Below are 25,323 nucleotides of genomic sequence, written 5' to 3'. Positions count from 1 at the left end.
TCATGAGCACACAGAACACAACCGCCGACTACATCGTCGTGGGCGCGGGCTCGGCCGGCGCAGTGGTGGCCAACCGGCTCAGCGCCGATCCCCGCAACAGCGTGATCCTGCTCGAGGCAGGCCCGGAAGACAAGAACAAGTTCGCCCACATCCCCGCCGCGTTCTCCAAACTCTTTCGTACCGAGGTCGATTGGGACTACCTCACCGAACCGCAGCCGGGGCTACGCGACCGCAGCATCTACTGGCCGCGCGGCAAGATGCTCGGCGGCTCCTCGTCGATGAACGCCATGATGTGGGTACGCGGATTCGCCGCCGACTACGACGAGTGGGCGGCCAACTCCGACGACTCGTGGTCGTTCCGCAACCTCGTCGGATACTTCCGCAAGATCGAGAACATCGAGGGCACAACAGAACTGGACGCCGGAACCGGCGGGCCGCTGATCGTGTCCCACCAGCGCAGCTCACGCCCGCTCACCTCGTCCTTCCTCTCCGCCGTCGAGGAAGCCGGCTACTCGGTGGAAACCCCCAACCTGCCCGAACCCACGGGCTTCAGCCGCACCATGGTCAACCAGAAACGCGGCGCCCGCTGGAGCACCGCCGACGCCTACCTTCGCCCGGCGAAGAAGCGCACCAACCTCACCGTCCTCACCGAGGCACAGGCCACCCGGGTTCTCTTCGAGGGCAGCGCCGCCGTCGGCGTCGAATACACCTCCGACGGCGTCACCCATACGGTGCGCGCACACAAGGAAGTCGTTCTGTCCGGCGGAGCCATCAACACACCGCAGCTGCTGATGCTCTCCGGCATCGGAGACAAGGAGCAGCTCGCAGCCCACGGCATCACCGTCCGGCACCACTCGCCGGACGTCGGGCAGAACCTCCTCGACCACCTGGCCGCCCTCATCGGATGGAAGACCGAGAAGGACTCCCTCTTCCATGCCGAGAAGATTCCCGAACTCATCAACTATCTCGCGCGCCGACGCGGCATGCTCACCTCCAACGTCGCGGAGGCATACGGCTTCATCCGGAGTCGCGAAGATCTGCCGCTGCCGGACCTCGAACTCATCTTCGGACCGGCCCCGTTCTTCGACGAAGGCCTGATCGCCGCCGACGCACACGCCGCGGTCATCGGCACAGTCCTGCTGCAACCCAAGAGCCGAGGCGAGATCACGCTCCGGTCCGCCGACCCCCTGGCCAAGCCCATCGTCGAGCCGCGTTACCTCAGCGACCACGACGGAATGGACCGCAAGGCCATGATCGAGGGACTGCGCGTATGCGTCGCGCTGTCGGAGACCCCGTCCCTGAAGGGCCAGCTCGGGGACGTCGTACGCCCCAGGGTGGCGTCGAACATCTCCCCGGCGGATCTGCTCACCGAGGCCCTGGAGCAGAACGCGCACACTCTGTACCACCCGGTGGGCACCGCGCGGATGGGCAACGATGCCGGCAGCGTCGTCGACGCCGCGCTGCGGGTTCGGGGCGTCGACCGACTCCGGGTCGCCGACGCATCGATCATGCCCAGCATCATCCGCGGCCACACCCATGCACCGTCGGTGATCATCGGCGAACGAGCCGCGGATCTGATCCTGGGCTGAGCCGAACGTGAACATGTCTGGTTTGACCGTTCGCGCGGTGGGGTAACAGGTCGGCACGCTTCAATGCAGGCATCGCGATGAAGACCCATCCGATCGGCAAGCAGCGCCGAATAACCCACAACGCTCGAGAGACGAGCACGGAAGGTTGACCGACATGTTCACTGTTCGTAAAGCTTTGGCCGCCACCGCAATCGGTGCACTCACCATCGTTCCGCTCGCCGCGTGCTCCAGCGACGACGCATCCAGCACCGTCGAATCGGCCACGTCCTCTGCCACCGAGGCAATGGAGAGCACCCCCGAGCCCGCAGCCGAGGTCGACGACCTCAGCAACGGCGTCGACACCGCAGTTGCCCTCGACCCCGGCTTCCTGGGCGCACTGACCACCCTCGGCCTCACGCCGGGCGTAGTCGGAACCGCAACTCTCGCAGACGGTTCCATTCGCTTCCCGATCACCGGTGGCGACGTGAAGTACTGGGAGCCCGGCACGGTCGACCCCTACGTGCAGGGCGAGATCAACCACGACGGCAGCGGATTGTCGCTGACCGCAGGCGAGACCGTGGTTGAGCTGACCAACTTCGACATCGATCCGGGCACGTCGCTGCTCACCGGTGACGTCACGGTCAACGGCGAAGAGGCTGCTGCCGACGCCGTGCTGTTCGACCTCGACGGCCGCACCCTGCAGCCGTTGGCAACCGGCCCCGAGAACACCGCCATCCTGCAGGGCACGCAGGTGAAGATCTCGGAGACCGCAGCCGGACTGCTCAACGACACGTTCAAGACCGACGCTGTCACCCCGGGACTGCTCGTCGGCGTTGCGACCATCACGGTCAAGACCGCCGCATAATCAGCTCCTGAACCCGTGCGCGGGCAGTCACCGACGACGTCGGTGCTGCTCGCGCTCTGGTGCTTTCACAGACGTTTCGTAAAACGCGACAGGGGACCGGGAATGAGAGCCTTCCGACGGATCTACGGTGGCCACCCTCTGCATGCCGTCGGCCTGCTGCTCTCTTTCGCGCTGGTCGGCTACGTCGTCCACATCGCCGGGCCGAAAACGTTGTGGAACAGCGACATCTGGTGGCATTCCATCGCCGTCTGGTTCTTCGGATCGGTACTGCTGCACGACGCGGTCCTGTTCCCGCTGTACTCGGCGGCCGATCGCCTTCTCACCGGGCTCGGACGACTGCAGCTGACCGTCTCGCCCGTCAACTACATTCGCGTCCCGGCTCTCGGCACAGCGCTGACGTTCTTGATGTTCTTCCCCGGAATACTGTCCCAGGGCGCGGAAACCTATCGTGCGGCAACAGGTTTGACCCAAGACCCCTTCTTGGAACGATGGCTGGTTCTGACAACGGTGTTGTTCGCCGCCAGCGCCGTCGTCTACTTCATTCGCCTCACCGTGGTACGGAGCCGAACATGAGCGTCACCGCAGACACCCTTTTCCACCGCGCCGCCGCTGGATTGCCTTGCTGGATCGGCGATTCCGACGGCTCGAGAGAACGTCTGCCCACGGCCCGCTGGATGGGCGGAAGCGCATCCTCGGAAGAGGATCGCCGAGCCGACCACGCCATGATCAGCCGATGTACCGGGTCCACCATCGATCTCGGATGCGGACCCGGCCGGCTGACCGAAGCTCTTGCCCGACGAGGACTCTCGGCGCTCGGCGTCGACACGTCGAAGGCTGCCGTCGACCTGACCATCGGCCGCGGCGGAAACGCCGTTCTCCGTGACCTCTTCGAGCCTCTGCCCGGCACCGGCACGTGGTCGTGTGTGCTGCTCGCCGACGGCAACATCGGCATCGGCGGGGATCCGGTGCGCCTGCTACGCCGAGCCGCCGATCTGCTGGCACCACACGGAGCCATCATCGCCGAGGTGGACGAACCGAGTGACTCCGGGATTCGGCACCGCACCGTCCGCTGGGAAACCGACACCATGGTCGGCGATTGGTTCGCCTGGTCGAGTGTCAGCGCCGATGCCACCGCCGACCTCGCCCGCGCCGCCGGCTTGCAGATGGTGGACGTGGCTCCGATCGACGGCCGCTGGTTCGCGCAGATGACTCCGGCTCCGCTCACCAATTCGTGAACAGCAGATGATTGACGGCCAAGGCCCCGATCACCTGCAGCGCCAACCAGAATCGATGTGTTCGACGCGGCAGCACCGCCGGGGCGATCAACATCCACATCGCGAACGGCAGCCAGATTCGCTCCGTCTCCGCTTTACTCAGCTGACTCAGATCGGCCATTACCACCGCCGCGAGGCCGCCGAGCACCAACAGGTTGATCGGCTGCACCCGCGCGGCGATGCGTGGGAAGGCCGCCGGCACAGCGACGCCGAGCGCGCAGAACAGTGCAGCGAAGTTCGCCCAGCCCCAGTACTCGAACGGACGATCCTTGGCGATGCCCTGGTAGTACCGCTCCTGCACCAGCTCGTACCCGTCGTACCACCAGAATCCGTACGCCGTGAAGATCCCCGCAACGAGCAAGGCTCCGATCACCGCGCCGAGGAACGGCAGAACCTTTCGGCCCGCTATCAGCACCGCGACCGCCGGCAGACCCATCAACACCAGGCCGTAGTTCAAATAGATTCCGAACCCGAGAAGCACTCCCGCACCGATGGATGCGGGCCACAGCCAGCGCTTCGTCGAGACCGCCAGCAGCGCGATACCCCACGCCGCGACCCCGGCATAGAACGCGTCGGCGGAGACGGCGATCCAGATCGCTGCCGGTGCGATCGCCACGAACGGTGCTGCGCGCCTGGCCATGTCCTCGTCGCCCAGAACACCCAGCGTGAGAACCACAGCAACTGCGGCACTGGTTCCCACCAACACGCACAGCGTTGCCGCCCAGGCCCCGCCGCTCAAACCGAGACGGTCGAGCCAGACGAACGTCAGCAGCGCACCGGGCGGATGGCCCGAGACGTGAGTGGTCCACGAATCCGCCTGGTAATCCAGAATGCGCTCGGAGAATCCGCGCAGTGTCGCGGGGATATCGGTGATGCCGGGCACCTCGTGCAGGTACTCGTCCGTCGACGCCAACCGGTCGACGAACCCACGCTTCCAACCGTCGACCATCGCCAGCGCCATCGTCCACGCCGCCGACGCACCCCAGACGACGAACAACAGCCGCGTCCAGGACAGGCGTCGAGCCACGGTCGGTCCCCACAGCACGGTCGCCACCGCGATGAGGACGGCGAACGGCGTTCCCCATCCGACATGAACCTCACGAAAACCGAACAGCGGTGCGGCGTCGGCGAAATCGCGCACCTGCTGCGGTGTTCTGTTGATGATCGGGGTGACGATCTCGTTGCCCAGATACGGAACGACGAACGCGACGGCAACGAGCACGACGGCCAGCGCACCGGCGACGGCTTCTCTCCAGTAACGGATAGTGTTTTCTCCCTGCGGACTTGAAGACGAACACGGTTTCGGACCAGCATATCGACCGACGGTGATGGAGGATGGGTAGATGAACACGCAAGCGGGGTTACAGGCCGAGATCGCGGTGATCGGCGGCAGTGGCTTCTACTCGTTCTTCGCCGACGACGCCGAAGAGATCGAGCTGGACACGCCCTACGGATCACCGAGCGCACCGATCACCGTCGGCGAGGTGGAAGGACGACGAGTTGCGTTTCTACCTCGACACGGCCGCGCTCACGAATACTCGCCGCACACCCTGCCGTATCGGGCCAACATGTGGGCGCTGCGCATGCTCGGTGTCAGTCGCGTGTTCGCCCCGTGTGCCGTGGGATCGTTGGTGGTCGAATACGGTCCGGGAACCGTCGTGATTCCGGATCAACTCGTCGATCGGACGTCCGGCCGCACCCAGACCTACTTCGACAACGGCGGCATCCACGTCGAATTCGCCGATCCCTACTGCGGGGAGCTGCGCAGCGCGGCCGTCCAGGGGTCCGCGGTCGACGGCGGTGTCATGGTGGTCGTCGAAGGCCCCCGGTTCTCCACTCGCGCCGAAAGCCAATGGTTCGCGCGCCAAGGTTGGACACTGGTGAACATGACCGGTCACCCCGAAGCCGTCCTGGCCCGCGAGCTCGAACTCTGTTACGCGCCGATAGCGTTGGTGACCGACCTCGACGCCGGAATCGAATCCGGTCAGGGAGTCAAAGCAGTGGACGTGTTCGCCGAATTCCAGAAGAACATCGAACCGCTCAAGGCGCTCGTCCGATCCGCGGTGCGCGACGCACCGACGGGCGAGTGCCCCCACTGCCGGGTGCACGCCGGAGTCACACTGCCGGTCGAGCTGCCATGACTCGCGTACTGCTCACCGGCGCAGCCGGATTCATCGGGGGCCACATCCTCGACGCAGCGCGCGACACCGATCTCGAGATGGTCGCCGTCGACGCCATGCTGGGTTCCGCCCATGGACCCGGCGCGACAGCCGAGGGCATCACCGATCTGGATGTGCGAGACAAGGATTCACTCGTCGAAGCGCTACGCGGTGTGGATGTCGTGTGCCATCAGGCTGCTGTCGTCGGCGCAGGCGTCGACGCCGCGGACGCACCGGCATACGCCAGTCACAACGACTTCGGAACTGCAGTCCTGCTCGCGGCGATGTACGAGGCAGGGTGTTCCCGCCTGGTACTGGCATCGTCGATGGTGGTCTACGGCGAAGGGCGCTACCTCAATTCCTCCGGCGAGACCGTCGTGCCGCGACCGCGTACCCGAGCCGATCTGGACGCCGGGCTGTTCGACAACCGAGACCCTGCGTCCGGCGAGCCACTCGATTGGCTACTGGTCGAGGAGGATTCACCGCTGCAACCGCGCAGCACCTACGCAGCGAGCAAACTGGCGCAGGAGAACTACGCCTCCGCGTGGGCACTGTCGACCGGTGGTTCCGTCGTCGCGCTGCGCTACCACAACGTGTACGGCCCGCACATGCCGCGCAACACCCCGTATTCCGGTGTGGCGGCAATGTTCCGGTCCTCGCTCGAACTCGGGAAGCCGCCCACGGTCTACGAGGACGGCAAGCAGGCCCGCGATTTCGTCCACGTGCACGACGTGGCAGCAGCGAACATCGCGTCCATCTCCGCCGAGCTGGACGGCTTCACCGCGCTCAACGTGTGCTCGGGTCATCCGATCACCATCGGGGAGGTGGCGTCCGTTCTCGCCGACGCGAGGGGTGGGCCAGCCCCCGAGGTCACCGGCCAGTACCGAGCCGGGGACGTACGGCACATCGTCGCCAGTCCACAGCGGGCAGAAGAGGTTCTGGGATTTCGCGCGCAGATCCTGCCGCAGGACGGTCTCACCGCGTTCGCCGACGCACCGTTGCGCGACGCCGAGGGAACGGGCCCACCCCGTGTCTGAGCCCGGATCTGTCACCGTCGTCATTCCCTGCATGAACGAAGCCGAATCGCTTCCGGCCGTGCTGGATTCGATCCCGCCGGGATATCGAACGATCGTCGTGGACAACAATTCGACCGACGCCACCGCCGCGGTAGCAGCCGCCCACGGCGCTGCAGTGATAGCGGAAACCGTGCCCGGATACGGAGCTGCCGTGCACGCGGGCGTCCTCGCCGCCGACACCGATATCGTCTGCGTGCTCGACGGAGACGGCTCGATGGACCCGCGCGACCTACCCACCCTGGTGGCTGCACTGCACAGCGCAGACCTGGCCGTCGGCCGTCGCCGGCCCGCCAAGGGAAGCTCCCCGCTGCACGCAAAAATAGGCAATGCCGTTCTGTCTCTTCGGCTTCGGACCAAGTACAAGTTGCCCGTACACGACCTCGGTGCCATCCGAGCGGTCCGCCGACAAGCACTACTCGACCTCGATGTCACCGACCGACGCTCCGGCTACCCGCTGCAGCTACTCGTGCTCGCGGCCGAGGCCGGCTGGACCGTCGTCGAACACGACGTGGACTACCGACCACGAACCGCAGGCACGTCCAAGGTCTCCGGCTCGGTCCGCGGCACCATCGTGGCCGTGCGCGACTTCTGGAAGGTGCTCTCGTGACCGTCACCGCCCTCGTCGTGGCCAAAGCGCCCGTTCCAGGACTTGCCAAGACGCGTCTCGCCGCCACGATCGGCGACGCGGCCGCCGCCGAGGTGGCAGCCGCCGCACTGCTGGACACCCTCGACGCCGTCGCGGCAGCGGACGTCGACCACCGCGTCGTGGCCCTCACCGGCCATCTTCACGACGCGGCCCGCGCCGAGGAACTCACCCGAGCCCTCGCGTCGTTCACCGTGATCCCGCAGCGCGGCGACGGACTGGGCGAACGGCTGGCGAATGCGCACGCCGACGCCGCACCCGCGGGTGCGGTACTTCAGATCGGAATGGACACCCCGCAGGTCACCGGGCGACTGCTCAGCGACGCAGCCGCGCTGCTGGCCGACACCGATCTACTCGGTGCCGCCGAGGACGGCGGTTGGTGGATCCTGGGTCTACGGAATCCTGCTCAGGCCCGGGCATTGCTGGACGTACCGATGTCGGCACCGTCGACGGGCGACGACACTCGGGTGGCACTGACCGCTGCGGGAGCCGAGGTCACCATGGTGTCGCAATTGCGAGATGTGGATTTCGAGTCCGATCTCGATGTGGTGTCGAATATGTGCACACCGAACAGTCGCTTTCGCCGAGTCGTCGAACAATTACGCAAAACTCATTGATTTTTGTTTTCGAGAAGGACACGAAACAATCCATCGGGTCTCTACATCTGTTGGGGAACAAGAAGCTTCACTTTGTCGCATTTGCCGGACCGCACGCGATGTATATCGAACAGCAACACTTCATAACCACCGTTTCACGGCGATTTCTCAGACATCAGTGCTACAAAGTGTCCATGACCGGGTTGCTGATAGGCGTAGTCGTCTGGATGGTGTGCGCTGCAATAGTCGCCACCGTCCTCGGCCGCGTCGCGCACCGAGGAGATTCCGAGGAACTCGGATCCACCATCGAGTGGAATATCGACGGTCTCGATCGCGAAGTTCAACACGAGAACTGACGGTCTCAGTCGACTCGATCGACCAATTCGATCAGGATTGCCGACGCTGCGGCCAACGTTTCCCGCTGCCGAGCCGACAACTCGTCCAACTGTTCGGCGAGAGCGATTTCGCGAGACGCCACTTCGTCGCGAGCAGTCGCAACGCCCGCCTCGGTCAACTGCAGCACCACCTGCCTGCCGTCGGTCGGGTGCGGCTCACGGACAATCAGGCCGGCCTCGACCAACTGATGCGACGACCGCGACACCGACGGCGGCTTGATTCGCTCCCGAGAAGCCAGTTCACCGGTCGTCATCGGGCCCTCACGAAGCAACGTCGTCAGAATCGACAACTGAGCCACCGGCAACCGGTCGCTCGAATGCCGCAGACGCAGTCTCCGATTCAGCCGCATCGCACTGACGGACAGATCCCGCGCCAGTTGGGAATCGGGTAGATCACTCACGGTGTCCAGATTACGACACGGAGGTGCATTCGCCCGATTCGCGAAACCGGGCTCGAGTCGATTTACCCCACCTATAACAAACCGCTGCTATGGTTCCGAGGTGTTATCGGGGAAACACCATGAAACGGGGCAATTTTGACACGCGTGGGATCCAGAGTCCTGACAGTCGCAGCACTGACGGTGACCGCATCGGTGCTGGTCACAGGACCAACGGCCCTCGCCGACCCCAACGCGATCAACCCCATCGCCGGTCTCAACGGAACATTCGGATTACCGCAACTGCACGGCCGCGCACAGGCCGTCGCCCAGGTGACCGGAATGTCGAGCCCGAACATGACCCAGAACGTCAACATGATCGGCACCGACCTCGGCATCATGTGGGACAACGGCCGAGGCGAGGTCCTGACCGCCTTCGGCGACACCGCAGGCGTCGGCGTCCCCAACCTCCTGCAAGGCAGCCTTTGGTCCTGGCGCAGCAACGCCATCGTCCGCAGCAACGACCGAAACCTCGCCGACGGCATGAACTTCGACAGCGTCGTCAAGGACGCCGTCGGACAGACCAAAGAAGTCGTCCCCAGCCCCAAGATCCCCTTCGTCGAAATCAGCCGAATCCCCACCGCCGGAGTCGCCGTGGGCGACACCCAGTACCTCAACCTCATGTCGGTCAAGAACTGGGGACCCGCAGGTACCTGGGACACCAACTTCTCCGGCCTCGCCGCCTCGACCGACAACGGAGAGAACTGGGCCGCACTACCCGAGACCCACAGGCCCAGCGCCGGCGGAGATCGAAACTTCCAGCAAAGCGCCTACCTGAAGGACAACGGATACATCTACCAGTACGGCACACCGCCGGGTCGCTCCACACTGGGCCACGTCTCTCGCGTCAGAGAAGCGGACATCACGAGGCTCGGCGAATACGAATATTGGACGGGTAAGAATTGGAAGAAGGGCGACCCTGCTGCGGCCGCACCCATCGTCGACGGCGTCGGCGAACTGTCGGTTGCATACAACGCCGCTGTGGGCCAGTACCTGATGATGACCACCGACAACGCCAATTCCATTGTGCCGCGGCGTTCCTCATCGCCCGTCGGACCGTGGAGCCCACCCGAGGTACTGGTCGACACTCGCGAGATCAGCTCGATCTACGCCCCGTACATCCACCCGTTCTCGACGGGCCGCGACCTCTACTTCTTGGCGACGGTGTTCCAGAACTACAACGTGCTGTTGCTGCGGGCCACGCTGTAGCAGTTCCCATTAGGCTTCCGGCGTGGACGCTGCCGAATGGGATCGCAAATACGAACGCCGAGAACTCGTCTACGGCGAGGCTCCGAATGCCACCTTGGTCGAAGTCGCGACGACAATCCCGCGCGGTCGAGCCCTCGATCTGGCGGCCGGTCAAGGTCGCAACGCCATCTGGCTCGCGACGCGCGGCTGGACCGTGGACGCCGTCGACTTCTCGTCGGTGGCATTGACGCGGGCGAGTCGAGTGGCCGAGTCGGCCCCGCGGTCGGTGCGCGAACGCCTGACCTGGATACACGCCGATGTGACGAAGCTGGCAACCGAGCCCAACTATGACCTGGTGCTCATGTTCTACCTCCATTTGCCTCCGGACGAGCGACGCCGAGCCGTATCGGCTGCCGTGTCGGCGTTGAAACCTGATGGAATCCTCATGATTCTCGGCCATCACTCGTCGAACATCACCGACGGCGTCGGCGGTCCACAGGAGCCCGAGATCCTGTACACGCCAGAGGATCTGGCGGCGGACGTCGGGGACCGACTCACCGTCACCACGGCCGAGAACCGGTATCGAGACGTGACCGGCGGCACAGCGATCGACGCTCTATTACTGGCGAGTAGGTCCGCCCTTGGCAGCGGAACCGATCGGGGGTAATATCCGTTAAGTTACCGACGAGTAGCTAACTTGGGCGGTACTCACGAGACCGCACCACCGACTGGAGAGCGAACGAGCAATGGGCCATTACAAGAGCAACCTCCGGGACCTCGAATTCAATCTCTTCGAGCTGTTCGGACTCGACGAGACCCTCGAGGGCGACAACTTCGGCGACATGGACGGTGAAGTAGCCCGTGACATGCTGCGCGAGGTAGTACGCCTGGCCGAGGGCCCCCTGGCGGAATCCTTCGCGGACGCCGACCGCAACCCCCCGGTCTTCGATCCCGAGACCCACAGCCTGAAGCTGCCCGAATCCTTCAAGAAGTCCTACAAGGCCCTCGCCGACGGTGAGTGGTGGCGCGTCGGCCTCGACGAAGAGGTCGGCGGCATGGCAGCGCCTCGTAACCTCCTGTGGGGCATCAACGAGATGCTCCTCGGCTCGCAGCCCGCCGCCTTCATGTACTCCGCAGGCCCCGGCTTCGCAAACATCCTGTACCACAACGGAACCGACGAGCAGAAGGAATGGGCCAAGGTCGCCGTCGAGCGCCAGTGGGGTGCCACCATGGTCCTCACCGAGCCCGACGCCGGATCCGACGTCGGCGCAGGACGCACCAAGGCGATCAAGCAGGACGACGGCTCCTGGCACATCGAGGGCGTCAAGCGCTTCATCACCTCGGCCGTCTCCGACGACCTCTTCGAGAACATCTTCCACCTCGTGCTCGCCCGCCCCGAAGGTGCCGGACCGGGCACCAAGGGCCTGAGCCTGTTCTTCGTTCCGTCCATTCTCTTCGACTTCGAGAAGGGTGAACTGGGAGAGCGCAACGGCGCCTTCGTCACCGGCGTCGAGCACAAGATGGGCCTCAAGGCCTCCGCCACCTGTGAGCTCACCTTCGGTGGCCACGGCGTCCCCGCCAAGGGCTGGCTCGTCGGCGAGGTACACAAGGGCATCGCGCAGATGTTCGACGTCATCGAGCACGCTCGAATGATGGTGGGCACCAAGGCAATCGGCACCCTCTCCACCGGCTACCTCAACGCACTCGAGTACGCCAAGGAACGCGTCCAGGGCGCAGACCTGACGCAGATGACCGACAAGACCGCACCGCGCGTCACCATCACGCACCACCCCGACGTGCGCCGCAGCCTCATGATGCAGAAGGCGTACTCCGAGGGCCTGCGCGCGGTGTACCTCTACACCGCCGCACACCAGGACCCGATCACCGCCAAGCAGGTCTCGGACGCCGACGAAGACATCGCCTACCGCGTCAACGATCTGCTGCTGCCCATCGTCAAGGGCGTCGGCTCGGAGATCGCCTACCAGGTGCTCGCCGAATCGCTGCAGACCTTCGGTGGCTCCGGCTTCCTGCAGGACTACCCCGTCGAGCAGTACATCCGCGACGCCAAGATCGACTCGCTGTACGAAGGCACCACCGCCATCCAGGCGCAGGACTTCTTCTTCCGCAAGATCGCCCGCGACCGCGGCGTAGCCCTGGCTCACGTTGCCGGACAGATCAAGTCGTTCATCGACAGCGAAGCAGGCAACGGACGCCTCAAGGCCGAGCGCGCACTGCTCGCCACCGCCCTCGAAGACGTCCAGGCCATCGTCACCTCGATGACCCAGCACCTCATGGGCGCACAGGACCAGCCCACCGAGCTGTACAAGGTCGGCCTGGCATCGGTGCGCTTCCTCATGGGCTTCGGCGACCTGCTCATCGGCTGGCTGCTGCTGCGCCAGTCCGAAATCGCCATCGCCGCACTGGACAACGGCGCAGAGGGCAAGGACAAGGCGTTCTACGAGGGCAAGATCGCAGTGGCCTCGTTCTTCGCCAAGAACATCCTGCCGCAGCTCACCTCCACGCGTGCCATCCTCACCAACATCGACAACGACATCATGGAACTGGACGAAGCAGCATTCTGATTCCCTGAAACCTTCGACGGCCGCACCTGTTCACGGGTGCGGCCGTTGTTGTTTGTGGGCCGTCGGTCTCGCCTCGGTTGCCGGCCTGCGTAGCGGCGCAAACGCGCGCGCGTTTGTCAGATGCGCGCGGATTCTGCGGAATAGTTAGGCGATTTCGCGCGCGTTCGGCAAATGCGCGCGCGTTTGCTCCCGACTCGATGTAATTCGCACGCTCCCTCGCGGTGCCGGCAGGGCAGCGGCCCGTTCTACAGCTCGGGCAACGCGCGCCACCAACTCTGCTGGATTCGCCAGGTCCGCCCAGGTCCAGCGCACCACCGGATAGCCGAGATCGCGCACCGCGTCCTCCCGTACCTTCTCCCTGAACACCACGTCGCCGGGGTTCTCATCCTGTCGCAAGTACTTGGTGTACTTGGCTTTACCGTCGAACTCGCATACGACGAGGCCATTGACCATCCAATCGATCCGTGCCACCGATCGCCCACTTGGATCCAGGATCTCCACCTGAGACTCGACGTCGAATCCAGCCTCGCGCAATATGATTCGACTCTGCGATTCCCCCGGGTTCTCGCTGCGCCCGTCCATGAGGTTCACGGCTCGTCGCGCCTGCGCCACACCTTTCCAGCCCCGAGCCCGCTGCAACTCCGCGTCGAGCTCCCTCTCGTCACAGCACTTCAACGCCACGTCACCTGCGATTACCGCAGACAGCAGCGTCTCGGTTCGAGCAAGGTCGACCACTGTCCGAGCCAGCGAGGTCACCGAGACTCCGTCGACCGTCACGCTCGATAAGGACGGTGCACAGTGCAGGGTCACAGTCGTATTCGTACGACCGCCGCCGCGGCGGTGTCGGGTGATGTGAACCTTGTCCAATCCGCCAGTGGGTAAGGGTAATCCGTGCAGTAGTGCAGCCGAACGGTGACTGACGACGTAACCACCGGACAAGATCGGCAAAATCGCATCGATCAACAGTCTGTGCCGCTCCTGTTCTGTCAGCCCGGCCAATCTCGACGACGGAACGTAGACGCCATTCACAAAACGCTCCCAGCCACCCCGCTCATACATTGCGCGCAACTCGTGATCGGCGCTCCCGTCTGCCAGCGCCTCGGAGCGTCGAATCATTCGGTCGTCCTTCATGCTCCGAGTCTCGGCCATGCGTCGACGGAGTCGAGCTCGAAAGCTGACGACTGTGCACAACTCCCGGCTTGTGGATGAATACAGGTACCGGCGTACCAGTTCGCCTAGCTGTCAGTCCCGCAAACGCGCGCGCACTTGTCAGATGCGCGCAGAATCGTCGACTATTCGGCCACTATTTCACGCGCGTTCAGCACGTGCGCGCGCGTTTGCGAGGCAGACGGAGCCGAAACAGGTGGACGAGCAAACGAGGCCGCACCGAGCGAAGCGCAGCTGCACCACCAGGAGAACCGGCTCGGCAAAGCGTCGCTGGCAGACTTCACGAGACCGATCCGACAAACGCGCGCGCACTTGTCAGATGCGCGCAGAATTGCCCACGATTGGGCCACTATTTCGCGCGCGTTCAGCAAGTGCGCGCGCGTTTGCGAAAACCGGAGGGCGAACCGAACAGGCCGAAGGTGGGCGGACAGGGCCGAACCGGTGGGCGGGCCGAACAGGCTGAAGGAGGCCGAACCAAGTCGAACAGCGGTTACTGCTGAAGTTTGCGGAACTTGCTGCCGTGGAAGACGATTGGATTGACTTCACTCTGTACTTCGAGGGAATGGATGCGTAGCAACACTATTGCGTGATCGCCCGCTGGGATTTGTTGCTCGACGGTGGTGTCGAGCCAGGCGGTGGCACCGACGATGAAGGCCGCGCCTCCGTCGGTGACGGTGAGGTCGAGACCGGCGAAGCGGTCACCGGTCTTCGCAGCCAGAGTGCGGACGGCATCGTTGTGTGCTTCCCCGAGCACGCTGACGCCGATGTTCGGCGCAACTTCCAGCTTCGGCCACGTGGTCGACGTGTTCTGGATGCACACCGCTACCAACGGCGGATCGATCGACACCGACACGAAGCTACTGGCCGCCAAGCCCACCAGGACACCGTCGATTTTCGCAGCGATTGCCACGACGCCACTGGGGAACTGCGCGTACGCCTCACGAAGTGTCTGTTGATCGAGGACGGTGCGTGTGAGCGTCATGGAGGATGCTCCCTTTCGATCGTGCGGTGCCGAGCGCACCTCTACTGTTGCAACCTCGTCGCGGCGGCATTCGTTCCGGGCATACGTCTACATCCAGCAAACACCCGATCGAGCGTCGACGCCACAGTCCGAATCCGCGTGATTCGAAGTGACACGTCGAGCACAGGACGTCACTCGTCGTCGTTCGGGCGCGGGGGGTCGTCGGGTTCGGGGGTCGGAGCCGGACGATCGGGCTGGACGCATTTGACGATCGGGATGGGGTCGTATTTCACGGTTCTGGTGTTGCGCGAGATCTCCCTGCCCGACGCGGCGTCGCTGATCACCCGGGTGTCACTGGCGGTGAATCCCGGTCCCCCGCCGGACGCGACGCAGCCGGCACCGGCCGGCAATGTCACGGTGTTCGGCGAGGTGGGCCGCGTCCGGGGCCCGGTGATCGACTCGACGTCGACGGTTTTGGTGCCCCACAGCCGGACGGTGACGCTGGACGAATCCGCGAACGACTCGATCACCACGCCGGTGTCGTTGGGGTTGGTGAACTTCAGGTCGATGGCACCTTCGAAGACCGTCGCCTCCCGGGCCTCGGGGTATCGACTGATGTAGTAGCTGTGCTCGGTGTGATCGGTGTCTTCCATGCCCGCGAAGTACGACGCGTTGTACAGCGTCGTCGCGAATTGGCTGATGCCGCCGCCGACGGCACGATCGGGTCGACCGTTGTCGATGATTCCCGATTCGACGAAGCCCTGAGCGGTCCCGCGCGGACCGGTGTACCCGTTGAGCGAGAACGTCTCCTTCGGCTTGACCAGCGCGCCGTTGACGATCTGCGCGGTGAGCCCGATGTTCACGCCCGACGCGTACTCGAAACCTCCGGTCGTGTACTCCGCGACCACCTCTCGCACGCCGAGATTCTCTGCCGCCTCGGTGGTGAGGGCAGGCGGCGCCGGTTCGTAGACGGCCTCGGTCGAGCGCGGACCGTCCGCAGCCAGCAGGGCGGGAAGCTGCTCGAGGGTCTTGTTCCACTCGACCAGCTCACCCATCACCCCGGGAACGACAGTGGGAGCTCCGCCGGAGAACGTGAACGACGCATTCTTGGGCGGAACTTCGGTGCGGACCAGTTGCGGAGCAAGAATGCCGGTGGCGATACCGGTGTCGTAGATCGGCGTGAGGCCGCCCTGCCCGTCCGGATCGAAGCGCAGCACCTCACCCACACGGTCCACCGGCAACGTTGCATCGACGTTCTGTCGGCCTTCGATGACCACCGGTGCCGACACTGCGGGGACCGCGACGTTCGACAGAGCCTGATCGACCGCATCCTGCGTCACGGTGACAGGGGTGGATTCGTAGACGACCTCGGTCGCACCCGTCGACCACTCGGTCTGCAGATTTCGACGCGTCCCGTCGGCGTCCAGAACTCGCCCGGCCAGCGGTTCGACGGCTACCGGGGTGGCACCTTCGAAGACGACGTCGCCTTCGACGGGCGCACGGTCCGTCTCCTCTCGCAGGCCGTCCACGGCGACCGAGAGTGCCTGCTCGTCGGTGGTCGAGACAACGCCGATCTCCCGGCTTCCGAACAGCGACGTCAGACGCGTGATCGGGTTGATGGGCTGAGTACCTGCGCGATCGAGCGTCGCGTTCCAATCGACTCCCAGCCCGGCCGCGGCAGGCAACACCTCGACCTGCCGGTCGTCGATGCCCACCTGAATCGGCTCCTCCGCCCGAGGTCCCAATTCGGCACGCAGTACGGCCTCGGCGTCGGAATGACTCTTGCCGCCCACCTCGATGCCGGCAACGGTCACACCGCGCGGAACCCGATCGCTGGAGGCAATCCAGTCCGCCGCGTACAGCAGCCCGAGGACGGCAACCACCGCGCCGGTACCGATGGCAATCTTCTTCCACGGAGGCGTGGACCCGGATCCGTCGTGCTCCGCCGAACCGTTCTCAGGGGTAGTAGAGGGAGGTTCGGCCGGTGGCTGAGGTTGCCCGGCGTCAGAAGCGGACGGCAGAACAACGGGCTGCGCCACCGTCGGCGATTCGTCCGCCACCGGTGCGGGCTGCGCGTCCGCGCCGGGTGCAACAGACTCGGCCTCGTCGATCTGGTCGACGTCCGGATCACCGGCGGTATCGAGGTCGGCAACCGGCTCTGATTGCTGCTCGACCTCGGTGGTGGCATCGGGTTCGGTTCCCTCGGCCTGCGTCAGCTCGGCATGGTTCGCATCGGATTCGTTCGCGTCGGATTCCGTGGCGTCCTGGCCCTCGGAGACCGGCTGCTCTGCGTGCTTCGGCTTCTCAACGTCGTCGCGGATGGCCCCGAACACCTCGGTCGGCGTGTCGTACGGCGGTACGTCGGGGCGTGGCTCGGCACCCTTCGGCGCGTCACCCGACCTACTGTTGCCCTCGCTCACATTCGACCCTTCCAGGACCGTCGATTCATATTCCGGCCTGCTGCGCGGCGTACCCCGCGGACGAGCTTACGCAAACCGCACAGCACCGCTCGTTCTGAGACCCTCGCACGCGCCGCACGGAAAAGGCCCCGCACTGCTGCCGGGTCGGGGGTCAGGCAGCAGTACGGAGCCACACGGAATATATGCAGACTTCAACCACTCGTTACAGCGAGTTCGGAATTGCCATCGTCATTTCATTCGATTGAATGAACCGTGGGTCGTCGAACCGTCGTCCTGCTCCACGGCCCGCGCCCAATGTCCCGTCCTGACCAGCGCAAGAGTGAGCAGAAGCCGGTCGCGTGCATCGGTCAAGTCACGCCCGGTCAACTCCTCGATTCGACGCACCCTGTAGATGACGGTGTTGCGATGGCAGTAGAGCGCCTTCGCAGCGTTGGTGGGCGAACCGTCCGAAGCGAGCATGTGCGCCAACGTGTCGAGCAACGTTTCTCGGTGCGGTTCCGGATGCGTGAACAGCGCGCCGAGCGCATGGCGAACCAACAGTTCCGACGACTGATCGTCGGCGGCCATGATCACCCTCGGCAGTCGGTCCGTCGCCAACGCGACGCCACTCTCTTCGGTGATGGTCTCGGCCGTCAGTGCCGCCAGGCGATACGCCGCCGCGAACGACGCCACGCCCTCGGGCGAATGCGCGACACCGACCGGGCCGACCGCCCGCGCGGAAAGGGCGTCGATGACCGATCTCCACGATCCGGTCCCGAGTGCCACGAGCGCGAATTGGTGCCCGTCCCGAGTGTTCCAGTGGGACACTGCGCCGATCTGGTCCATCGCGTCCTCGGGCGCGGGGAGCGGAGGCGACCCCTGATCGTCGAGCGGGCCGACCACGCAAGCGATCTGCTGTGAGGCCGAAAGGCCGAGGGTCGCGCGGGCCTCGATCACGAAAGCAGGATCACCGCCTCGGCCCGACCGGAGACCGTCCAAGATCACCAGCACATTGGCGAGATCACGCTGCTGCATACGCGCGCTCTCCTGGCGGTACGCCTCGACGAGAGTTTCGTACTGACTGTCCAGCGCTCTCCACAACTGCTGGCCGGCGACGAGCAGTAGATGCTCGTCGATCACGGATCTGCATTGTTCACGCTCGAGCATCAGCTCTTCCCACAGCGTCCGACTCCCGAGCGTGTACGCCTTCAGCACCAACTCCATCGGAATGCCCTGGCGCGCACGCTCTCTCCCGGTGCGACGCCATACCTCTCGGGCGTTGTCGCCCGCGGCCGCAAGACCGGACAGTGTGCGTAGGCCCTGGCTGATATGCGCGCGAGTACTGCGACGAATTTCGCCGGCGATGTCAGGAGTGGTGCTTGCCAGGTACGCGGGTTCCTGCTCTATCAGCGCCAGCGTGATCGAGTCGGCAATCGCATCCGCCCGCGGCAACAGCGCGGCCCACGCATCGCGAATCTTCTCCTGGTCGGAGGGCTTCACTGCGCCCCGCGCAGCGGATCGCGACGTCGCGCGTCGCACCCCGGGAGAAGCCATCCGCCCATTTTTGCGCACAGAGCCCACATCACAGGGTGAATTGACCGTTACTGGTGCCCAGACACCCAAACATTCTGTGCGGAGCGCCCATACCGCGCGTTGTGCTGGACGCCCCATAGTGGACCCAACAGATTGTGAGGTGCATCACTTGAACTCTCTCGACACGATGGATCCGGTCCTCACCATGACGGACGTCGACGTGTCCTTCGGCGGCATCGTCGCGCTCTCCGGAGTGACCATCGAGGTACGACCCGGCGAAGTCCTCGGCGTCATCGGACCCAACGGGGCAGGCAAAACCACACTCTTCAACGTCGCGTGCGGTCTCGTTCGACCCCAATCGGGAACCCTCGGCCGACACGGCGAAACCTTGAGCCGCCTGCGCCCACACGACCTGCCCCGGCTCGGCATGAGCCGAACGCTGCAGGGACTGGGACTGTTCGATCGAATGACCGTGCTGGACAACGTCATGGTCGGGGCCGACCGAACGGCACGCACCGGAATCCTCAGCGGCCTCCTGGGCCTTCCCTCGAGCGCGGCCGACGACGCGGCGGTCCGCTCGACCGCGATGAACACCCTGGAACGACTGCGCATCGACGGCTACGCGCACCGGCTGCCACCGAGCCTGCCCTACGCGGTGCGCAAGCGCGTGGCCCTCGCGCGCGCGCTGGTGAGCGAACCGTCGTTGATCCTGCTCGACGAACCCGCCTCGGGCCTGTCCAACGACGAAATGAGCGAACTCGGTGACGAAATCCGCTCTCTCACATCAGCAAACAAGGATTCCCAGCCGGACCGACCGGCAACATCGGTCATGCTCGTCGAACACCACATGGACCTCGTCATGACCGTGTGCGACCGGATCTACGTCCTCGACTTCGGCAAGGTCATCGCCCAAGGCACACCGGATCAGATTCGGGAGGATCCGGCCGTACTGGCCGCATATCTCGGAAACGAGGTGGCACATGACAACTGACGCGACACACCTGAAAATCACCGACCTCACCGTGCACTACGGGCCGGTCACCGCCCTCGATTCGGTGTCGATGACCGTCACCGCGGGCACGATCACCGCCGTACTCGGAGCGAACGGTGCCGGAAAGACCACGCTGCTGCGCACTGTCTCCGGCCTCCTGAAACCGACGTCGGGACGTATCGAGCTCGCCGGCGTCGACATCGTCGGCATACCTCCGGATCGCATGTCCCGTAAAGGGCTTGCACACGTGCCCGAAGGCCGGGGCGTGATCGCCGAATTGACCGTCGACGAGAATCTTCGCCTCGGCGCGTTGGGACGCAACAGAAGTCACGACGCCGTGACCCTCGATCGAATCTACGACATGTTCCCGCCGCTGACCGGACGCCGAACCTCGTCGGCGCACACGCTGTCGGGCGGAGAACGGCAGATGCTGGTGATCGGTCGAGCACTGATGGCAACACCGTCGGTTCTCCTCCTCGACGAACCGTCGCTCGGGTTGGCACCGAAAGTCGCCGCACAGATCTTCGAAACGCTGCGCGCACTCGTCGATTCCGAATCGATGACGGTCGTGCTCGTCGAACAGAACGCACGAAGTGCACTGTCCATCGCCGAACATGCCGTCGTCCTCGATCTGGGCAAGGTCGCGGTGGAAGGCCCGGCCGACACCTTGGCCGGGGACGACGCCCTCCGACACGCCTATCTCGGGTTCTAGAGCAAGCCGAAAGGACGCCAGCCACAGTGCAACAACTGCTCACCATCCTCATCAACGGCGTGACGACAGGCATGGTCTATGCCGCGTTCGCCCTCGCTCTCGTCCTCATCTGGCGATCGACCCGCATCGTCAATTTCGCCCAGGCACCGATGGCCATGATCACCACGTACGTCGCACTGGTCGTCATCGACGCCGGTTACTCGTACTGGTTGGGCTTCGGAGTCGCGCTGCTCAGCGGACTGTTGTTGGGAGCGTTGATCGAACGACTCGTCATTCGGTTCGTCGACAGCTCCTCGCACATCAACCCGGTGATTCTGACGCTCGGGTTGTTCATCATCATCCACGCGGTTGCGGCCATCATCTTCGGGAACCAATTTCGTTCGTTCCCAGCACCGTTCGGTCTCACCGGCCAGAAGGTCGGGGAGATCAACGTGGCCCTGACCGGATACGACGTGTTCAAGATCGTCGCCGTTCTCGTGGTCCTGGGCTTGCTGATTCTGCTGTTCCGGTTCACCGATCTGGGACTGAAGATGCGCGCCAGCGCATTCGAGCAGGAGGTGGCCAAGCTGCTCGGAGTCCGGGTGAGTCGAATGCTCACGCTCGGTTGGGCTTTGGCCGCAGTCGTCGGATCGCTGGCCGGGCTGCTCATTGCGGGTGGCTCGCTGGTGCACCCCGGGTACATGGACTCGATCGTCGTCTTCGGTTTCGTCGCAGCCGTTCTCGGCGGTCTCGACAGCCCGGCAGGCGCAGTGGTCGGAGGCCTGCTGATGGGCGTCGGGCTCAGTTTCGTCAGCGGCTACCTCGGCCAGGACCTCGTGTCGAGCGCGGCGTTGATCATTCTGATCGTCGTTCTCCTCGTCCGCCCGAGCGGGTTGTTCGCCAGCGCAGCAGCCAGGAGGGTATGACGTGAACGCAACTCTCACTCGTCTCACGGCCACCCCGGTACGACGCCACTTCCTCTGCGCTGTCATCGGACTCGTCGTCATCGTGCTGGCGCTCGAATCACTGAGCACCTTCCGTCAGAGTCAGCTGACGTCGGTCGCGTACCTGGCGATCGCAGCCGGCGGATTGACCGTGCTGACCGGTCTGAGCGGGCAGCTCTCACTCGGGCACGGTGCGTTCATGGCCGTCGGTGCGTACACCGCGGCATTGATGCTGCGGGCCAACGATTCCGGATGGTCGGTGCCCCTCGTACTGCTGGCCGCCACCGTGATCTCTGCCCTGGTGGGCGTGGTCGTGGGAGTGGCCGCCGCCCGACTGCACGGCCCGTACCTGGCCGGTGCGACGCTGGCGCTCGCCGTCGCCGTACCGGGACTGGCTCTGTACTTCTCGGACTACCTCGGCGGTGAACAGGGTCTCGTCGTCCCGGCTCCGAAAGTGCCGGACCTGATCGACGACATGATGTTCTTCGTCACCGGAAACGAGCTCAGCGGAACCAAATTCGTCGCCTACGTCAGCTGGGTGCTGCTCGTCGTCGTGTTCTTCCTGTTGGCGAACGTCTCGTCGAGCCGGATCGGCCGTCGCTGGCGGGCCGTTCGGGACGACGAAGTAGCCGCCGAGCTGTCCGGGATCGATCTCGGGCGGGCACGCATCCTGGCGTTCGTCGTCAGCGCCGCATGCGCGGGTGCCGGAGGTGCCGTCCTCGCGATGTCGGCGCGGATCGCGGCCCCGAGCGGGTTCACTCTGACGCTCTCCCTGACATTGCTCTCCGCCGTCGTCATCGGCGGGCTCGGCACTCTGTCCGGGGCATTGATCGGGGCGCTGCTGCTCACCTACATCCCACCGGTGGTCACCAACCTCGGACTCGATCTGGGGCTGAGCAGTCTGCAATCCGCCGAACTCGCACCACTGGTGACCGGCATCTTCACCGTCCTGGTCATCCTGTTCGCCCCACTGGGTCTGGTGGGCACGTTTCGAAGGTTGCGTTCAACCAGAAAAGAGATGAAATGAAGAAGTTCGGATCGGTGGCGGTCAGAACGACCGCACTCGTCGCCGTCGTCTCGTTGGCCGCAGCGTGCGGTGCAGGAGGTAGAGACGAGGCAACAGAATCCTCGGAAGGCTCGACGATCGGCATCACCGACACCTCGGTGAAGATCGGAGCCCACTTCCCCCTGACCGGGGTCGCAGCACCCGGATACAGCGAAATACCCACGGGTGCAAAGGCTTACTTCGACTACGTCAATGCCGCGGGCGGCGTCAACGGCAGGCAGATCGAGTACGTCGTTCGTGACGACTCCTATGACCCGACGACCACCACCCAGGTCGTCAACGAACTCGTCCTCCAGGACGAAGTGTTCGCCGTCGTCGGTGGACTCGGCACAGCGACGCACAGCGCAGTCATCGACTTCCTGAACGAGGAGGGTGTGCCGGATCTCTTCGTCTCCTCCGGCGCCATCATGTGGGGCAACGACCCCGAGAAGTACCCGAATACCTTCGGCTGGCAGCCCGATTACCAGGTCGAGGGCAAGATCATCGGCGACTGGGTGACGAAGAACCGGCCCGACGCCAAAGTCGGGCTGTTCCTTCAGGACGACGATCTCGGCAGGGACAGCGAAGCCGCGGTACGCCAATATCTCGACGACCAGATCGTCGAGGTCGTGCGCTACACCTCCGGCAACACCGATGTCGCACCACAGATCGCCGCTCTGCAGGGTGCCGGAGCCGACCTCGTGCTCGGCTTCAACGTCCCGTCGTACACCGCACTGAGCCAACTGACCGCGATGCGGCTCAACTACGATCCCGAGTGGTTCTACAGTTCGATCGGCTCCGACGTCGACCTGGTCGGTTCTCTGCTCGGACGCTTCTCCCAGGGCGCAGTTACCAACGGTGCGCAATCCCTCGAAGGCATGATTTCGCTCGAATACATCCCCGGCGTCGACTCCCCCGAGAATCCGTGGACGCAACTGTGGCAGAAGGTCTGGGCTCAGAACGGAACAGGTGACCCACTGACCAACTACCGCATCTACGGACTCAGCCAGGCGTACGCGTTCGTGCAGGCTCTTCAGGCGGCAGGCGAGAATCCCACTCGTGAGGGCATCGTCTCCGCGATCCAGGACGGCGGAATGGACTTCGAGGGCCCGCAGCTGGCCCCGTTCCGATACTCCGACGAAAGTCACCTCGGAATCTCCGGAGCCAGTGTCTTCCAGATCCGCGGAGGTGTACCCGAGTACCTGACTCCGGTGCTGCAGACCGACATCGGAGACTCGGCAGTGGAGGAATACACCGGGGACGAATCGACTCCGCCGGAAAGCGGTATACCTGGCTGATCGGATACGAAAAGGCACGCAGAGCGAGCTCTGCGTGCCTTTTCGACGTTGTGATCAGCAGATCCGAAAACCCCTCGTTTGCCGGATCCGCCGACCCTGTGACCCCCAGATCGTGTCCCCGTAGCGGGGAGCAGCCGAAGCTGCGGTGATCAGCGCTCGATGATGGCGGTGACGCCCTGGCCACCGGCCGCGCAGATCGAGATCAGGCCGCGGCCCGAACCCTTTTCGGCCAGCATCTTCGCCAGCGACGCGACGATGCGTCCACCGGTTGCGGCGAACGGGTGGCCCGCGGCGAGCGAGGATCCGTTGACGTTGAGCTTGCTGCGGTCGATGGAACCGAGCGCACCGTCGAGTCCCAGACGCTCCTTGCAGTACGCGTCGCTCTCGAACGCCTGCAGCGTCGCGAGCACCACCGAGGCGAATGCTTCGTGGATCTCGTAGTAGTCGAAGTCCTGCAGCGTCAAGCCATTACGAGCGAGCAGACGCGGAATCGCGTACGTCGGGGCCATCAGCAGGCCGTCCTTGAACGATCCGTTGCCGTGGATGTAATCGACGGCGGCGGTCTCGGAATCGACGAGGTGCGCCAGCACCGGCAGGTTGCGCTCGGCAGCCCATTCGTCGCTCGACAGCAGCGCAGCCGACGCGCCGTCGGTCAGCGGAGTCGAGTTGCCGGCCGTCATGGTGGCGTCGCCCAGCTTGGTTCCGAAGACCGGCTTGAGAGTAGCCAGCTTCTCGACGGTCGATCCCGGACGCAGGTTGTCGTCGCGGGTCAGGCCGAGGAACGGCGTCACCAGGTCGTCGAAGAATCCGCGGTCGTATGCGGCCGCCATGTTGTGGTGGCTCGCTGCGGCCAGTTCGTCCTGGTCCTCGCGGCGGATACCGAATTCCTTCGCGGTGATGGCGGCGTGATCACCCATCGACAGGCCGGTACGCGGCTCACCGTTGCGGGGGATCTCGATGCCGAGCATGCCGGGACGGACGTTGCCGAGAAGCTTGAGGCGAGCGGTGGTGCTCTTCGCCCGGTTGAGCGAGAGCAGGAACTCGCGCAGTTCGTCGTTGACGCCGATCGGAGCGTCGGACGTCGTGTCCACGCCGCCGCCGATACCGGCGTCGATCCGGCCCGAGGCGATGGCGTCGCCGACGGCGATGATCGACTGCAGTCCGGTTCCGCAGGCCTGCTGGATGTCGAAGGCCGGGGTGTACGGGCTCAGCGCGCTGCCGAGCACGACCTCACGGGTGAGGTTGAAGTCCCGGGAGTGCTTGAGCACGGCACCGGCGGCGACGAGGCCGAGACGCTCGCCCTGCAGACCGAAACGGGCGACGAGACCGTCGATGGTGGCGGTGAGCATGTCCTGGTTGGACGCCAGCGCGTACTTCTTGTCCGAACGCGCGAACGGAATGCGGTTGCCACCGACGATTGCGACCGGTCGTAGCTGCTTGCTTGTCACTGACGTCTCCAAACATCGTCCCCAGCATGTGGGGAATGGCCCTGGTGGAGTTTCATCTTACTG

Annotated in this window: 24 protein-coding genes; 17 read left to right on the top strand and 7 right to left on the bottom strand. The window is 64.7% G+C overall.

Annotated features, from left to right (window positions below; translation table 11 throughout):
- Positions 1-2 precede the first annotated feature (2 nt).
- From VF34_RS05885 to VF34_RS05870, 4 genes are all read left to right on the top strand, one after another.
- A complete protein-coding gene (locus VF34_RS05885) occupies positions 3-1,589 on the top strand; it encodes a GMC family oxidoreductase (RefSeq protein ID WP_045841053.1) in 1,587 nt (528 codons plus the stop codon).
- Between the two features lie 154 nt (positions 1,590-1,743).
- Positions 1,744-2,433 carry a hypothetical protein gene (locus VF34_RS05880; RefSeq protein ID WP_027495404.1) on the top strand — a complete coding sequence of 230 codons (690 nt, stop codon included), beginning with the start codon at positions 1,744-1,746 and terminating at the stop codon, positions 2,431-2,433.
- A 102-nt stretch (positions 2,434-2,535) separates the two neighbouring features.
- Positions 2,536-3,006: a hypothetical protein gene (locus VF34_RS05875; protein ID WP_032383142.1), complete on the top strand. Its 471-nt coding sequence runs from the start codon at positions 2,536-2,538 to the stop codon at positions 3,004-3,006.
- Complete coding sequence (locus VF34_RS05870) at positions 3,003-3,668, top strand: methyltransferase domain-containing protein (protein ID WP_032367078.1); 666 nt, start codon at positions 3,003-3,005, stop codon at positions 3,666-3,668. The genes VF34_RS05875 and VF34_RS05870 overlap by 4 nt, the downstream gene beginning before the upstream one ends.
- Here VF34_RS05870 and VF34_RS05865 read toward each other — a convergent pair.
- Entirely contained in the window at positions 3,655-4,938 is a 1,284-nt protein-coding gene (locus VF34_RS05865) for a hypothetical protein (RefSeq protein ID WP_205914178.1), read from the bottom strand. The genes VF34_RS05870 and VF34_RS05865 overlap by 14 nt on opposite strands.
- A 112-nt stretch (positions 4,939-5,050) precedes the next feature.
- On the opposite strand from VF34_RS05865, the gene VF34_RS05860 reads away from it, so the two are divergent.
- From VF34_RS05860 to VF34_RS25200, 5 genes are all read left to right on the top strand, one after another.
- Positions 5,051-5,848 (top strand): S-methyl-5'-thioadenosine phosphorylase, encoded by a 798-nt coding sequence (locus VF34_RS05860; RefSeq protein WP_045841052.1) that lies wholly within the window; start codon positions 5,051-5,053, stop codon positions 5,846-5,848.
- Positions 5,845-6,903 carry an NAD-dependent epimerase/dehydratase family protein gene (locus tag VF34_RS05855; protein WP_045841051.1) on the top strand — a complete coding sequence of 353 codons (1,059 nt, stop codon included), beginning with the start codon at positions 5,845-5,847 and terminating at the stop codon, positions 6,901-6,903. Before VF34_RS05860 ends, VF34_RS05855 begins: the two co-directional genes overlap by 4 nt.
- Positions 6,896-7,549 carry a glycosyltransferase family 2 protein gene (locus tag VF34_RS05850; protein ID WP_082079155.1) on the top strand — a complete coding sequence of 218 codons (654 nt, stop codon included), beginning with the start codon at positions 6,896-6,898 and terminating at the stop codon, positions 7,547-7,549. Before VF34_RS05855 ends, VF34_RS05850 begins: the two co-directional genes overlap by 8 nt.
- Complete coding sequence (locus VF34_RS05845) at positions 7,546-8,202, top strand: TIGR04282 family arsenosugar biosynthesis glycosyltransferase (protein ID WP_032390240.1); 657 nt, start codon at positions 7,546-7,548, stop codon at positions 8,200-8,202. The genes VF34_RS05850 and VF34_RS05845 overlap by 4 nt, the downstream gene beginning before the upstream one ends.
- A gap of 173 nt (positions 8,203-8,375) precedes the next feature.
- Positions 8,376-8,537, top strand: a complete 162-nt coding sequence (locus VF34_RS25200) for a hypothetical protein (RefSeq protein WP_167328661.1) — start codon at positions 8,376-8,378, stop codon at positions 8,535-8,537.
- Positions 8,538-8,542: 5 nt separating this feature from the next.
- Here the strand turns inward: VF34_RS25200 and VF34_RS05835 are convergent, their stop codons facing one another.
- Positions 8,543-8,977: a MarR family winged helix-turn-helix transcriptional regulator gene (locus tag VF34_RS05835; protein WP_032367083.1), complete on the bottom strand. Its 435-nt coding sequence runs from the start codon at positions 8,975-8,977 to the stop codon at positions 8,543-8,545.
- A 144-nt stretch (positions 8,978-9,121) separates the two neighbouring features.
- Between VF34_RS05835 and VF34_RS05830 the strand changes: the two genes are divergently transcribed.
- The 3 genes from VF34_RS05830 (at position 9,122) to VF34_RS05820 (ending at position 12,783) form a co-directional block, all read left to right on the top strand.
- Complete coding sequence (locus VF34_RS05830; RefSeq protein WP_052718599.1) at positions 9,122-10,222, top strand: DUF4185 domain-containing protein; 1,101 nt, start codon at positions 9,122-9,124, stop codon at positions 10,220-10,222.
- A 22-nt stretch (positions 10,223-10,244) separates the two neighbouring features.
- On the top strand, positions 10,245-10,868 hold the full coding sequence (locus VF34_RS05825) for a class I SAM-dependent methyltransferase (protein WP_032390243.1): 624 nt from the start codon (positions 10,245-10,247) through the stop codon (positions 10,866-10,868).
- Positions 10,869-10,947: 79 nt separating this feature from the next.
- On the top strand, positions 10,948-12,783 hold the full coding sequence (locus VF34_RS05820) for an acyl-CoA dehydrogenase (protein WP_045841048.1): 1,836 nt from the start codon (positions 10,948-10,950) through the stop codon (positions 12,781-12,783).
- Between the two features lie 144 nt (positions 12,784-12,927).
- Here the strand turns inward: VF34_RS05820 and VF34_RS24910 are convergent, their stop codons facing one another.
- The 4 genes from VF34_RS24910 to VF34_RS05800 form a co-directional block, all read right to left on the bottom strand.
- Complete coding sequence (locus VF34_RS24910; RefSeq protein ID WP_231578192.1) at positions 12,928-13,518, bottom strand: hypothetical protein; 591 nt, start codon at positions 13,516-13,518, stop codon at positions 12,928-12,930.
- A 922-nt stretch (positions 13,519-14,440) separates the two neighbouring features.
- Positions 14,441-14,932, bottom strand: coding sequence for a flavin reductase family protein (locus VF34_RS05810; protein ID WP_027495391.1), 492 nt, complete (start codon positions 14,930-14,932; stop codon positions 14,441-14,443).
- A 170-nt stretch (positions 14,933-15,102) separates the two neighbouring features.
- Positions 15,103-17,331: a VanW family protein gene (locus VF34_RS05805; protein ID WP_045841047.1), complete on the bottom strand. Its 2,229-nt coding sequence runs from the start codon at positions 17,329-17,331 to the stop codon at positions 15,103-15,105.
- A gap of 228 nt (positions 17,332-17,559) precedes the next feature.
- Positions 17,560-18,864, bottom strand: coding sequence for a PucR family transcriptional regulator (locus tag VF34_RS05800; RefSeq protein ID WP_045841046.1), 1,305 nt, complete (start codon positions 18,862-18,864; stop codon positions 17,560-17,562).
- Between the two features lie 184 nt (positions 18,865-19,048).
- Here VF34_RS05800 and VF34_RS05795 point away from each other — a divergent pair, with 184 nt between their 5' ends.
- Genes VF34_RS05795 through VF34_RS05775 form a run of 5 tightly spaced genes read left to right on the top strand, consistent with a single transcriptional unit; the run spans position 19,049 to position 23,812 of the window.
- Positions 19,049-19,834, top strand: a complete 786-nt coding sequence (locus tag VF34_RS05795; RefSeq protein ID WP_052054970.1) for an ABC transporter ATP-binding protein — start codon at positions 19,049-19,051, stop codon at positions 19,832-19,834.
- On the top strand, positions 19,824-20,546 hold the full coding sequence (locus VF34_RS05790; RefSeq protein ID WP_027495389.1) for an ABC transporter ATP-binding protein: 723 nt from the start codon (positions 19,824-19,826) through the stop codon (positions 20,544-20,546). The genes VF34_RS05795 and VF34_RS05790 overlap by 11 nt, the downstream gene beginning before the upstream one ends.
- Positions 20,547-20,572: 26 nt before the next feature.
- The gene (locus tag VF34_RS05785; RefSeq protein ID WP_032374817.1) at positions 20,573-21,451 is read left to right on the top strand and encodes a branched-chain amino acid ABC transporter permease; all 879 of its coding nucleotides are present in this window, start codon (positions 20,573-20,575) and stop codon (positions 21,449-21,451) included.
- Between the two features lies 1 nt (position 21,452).
- Positions 21,453-22,496, top strand: coding sequence for a branched-chain amino acid ABC transporter permease (locus VF34_RS05780; protein ID WP_045841045.1), 1,044 nt, complete (start codon positions 21,453-21,455; stop codon positions 22,494-22,496).
- Positions 22,493-23,812: an ABC transporter substrate-binding protein gene (locus VF34_RS05775; protein ID WP_045841044.1), complete on the top strand. Its 1,320-nt coding sequence runs from the start codon at positions 22,493-22,495 to the stop codon at positions 23,810-23,812. The genes VF34_RS05780 and VF34_RS05775 overlap by 4 nt, the downstream gene beginning before the upstream one ends.
- 149 nt (positions 23,813-23,961) lie before the next feature.
- Here VF34_RS05775 and VF34_RS05770 read toward each other — a convergent pair whose 3' ends face one another.
- On the bottom strand, positions 23,962-25,260 hold the full coding sequence (locus tag VF34_RS05770; protein WP_032374814.1) for an acetyl-CoA C-acetyltransferase: 1,299 nt from the start codon (positions 25,258-25,260) through the stop codon (positions 23,962-23,964).
- Between the last annotated feature and the right edge of the window lie 63 nt (positions 25,261-25,323).

The sequence above is a fragment of the Rhodococcus sp. PML026 genome, from assembly GCF_000963615.1.
Taxonomy (GTDB): Bacteria; Actinomycetota; Actinomycetes; order Mycobacteriales; family Mycobacteriaceae; genus Rhodococcoides; species Rhodococcoides fascians.
The sequence above is the reverse complement of the archived record's forward strand: the minus strand, read 5'-3'. Positions and strand labels throughout refer to the sequence as shown.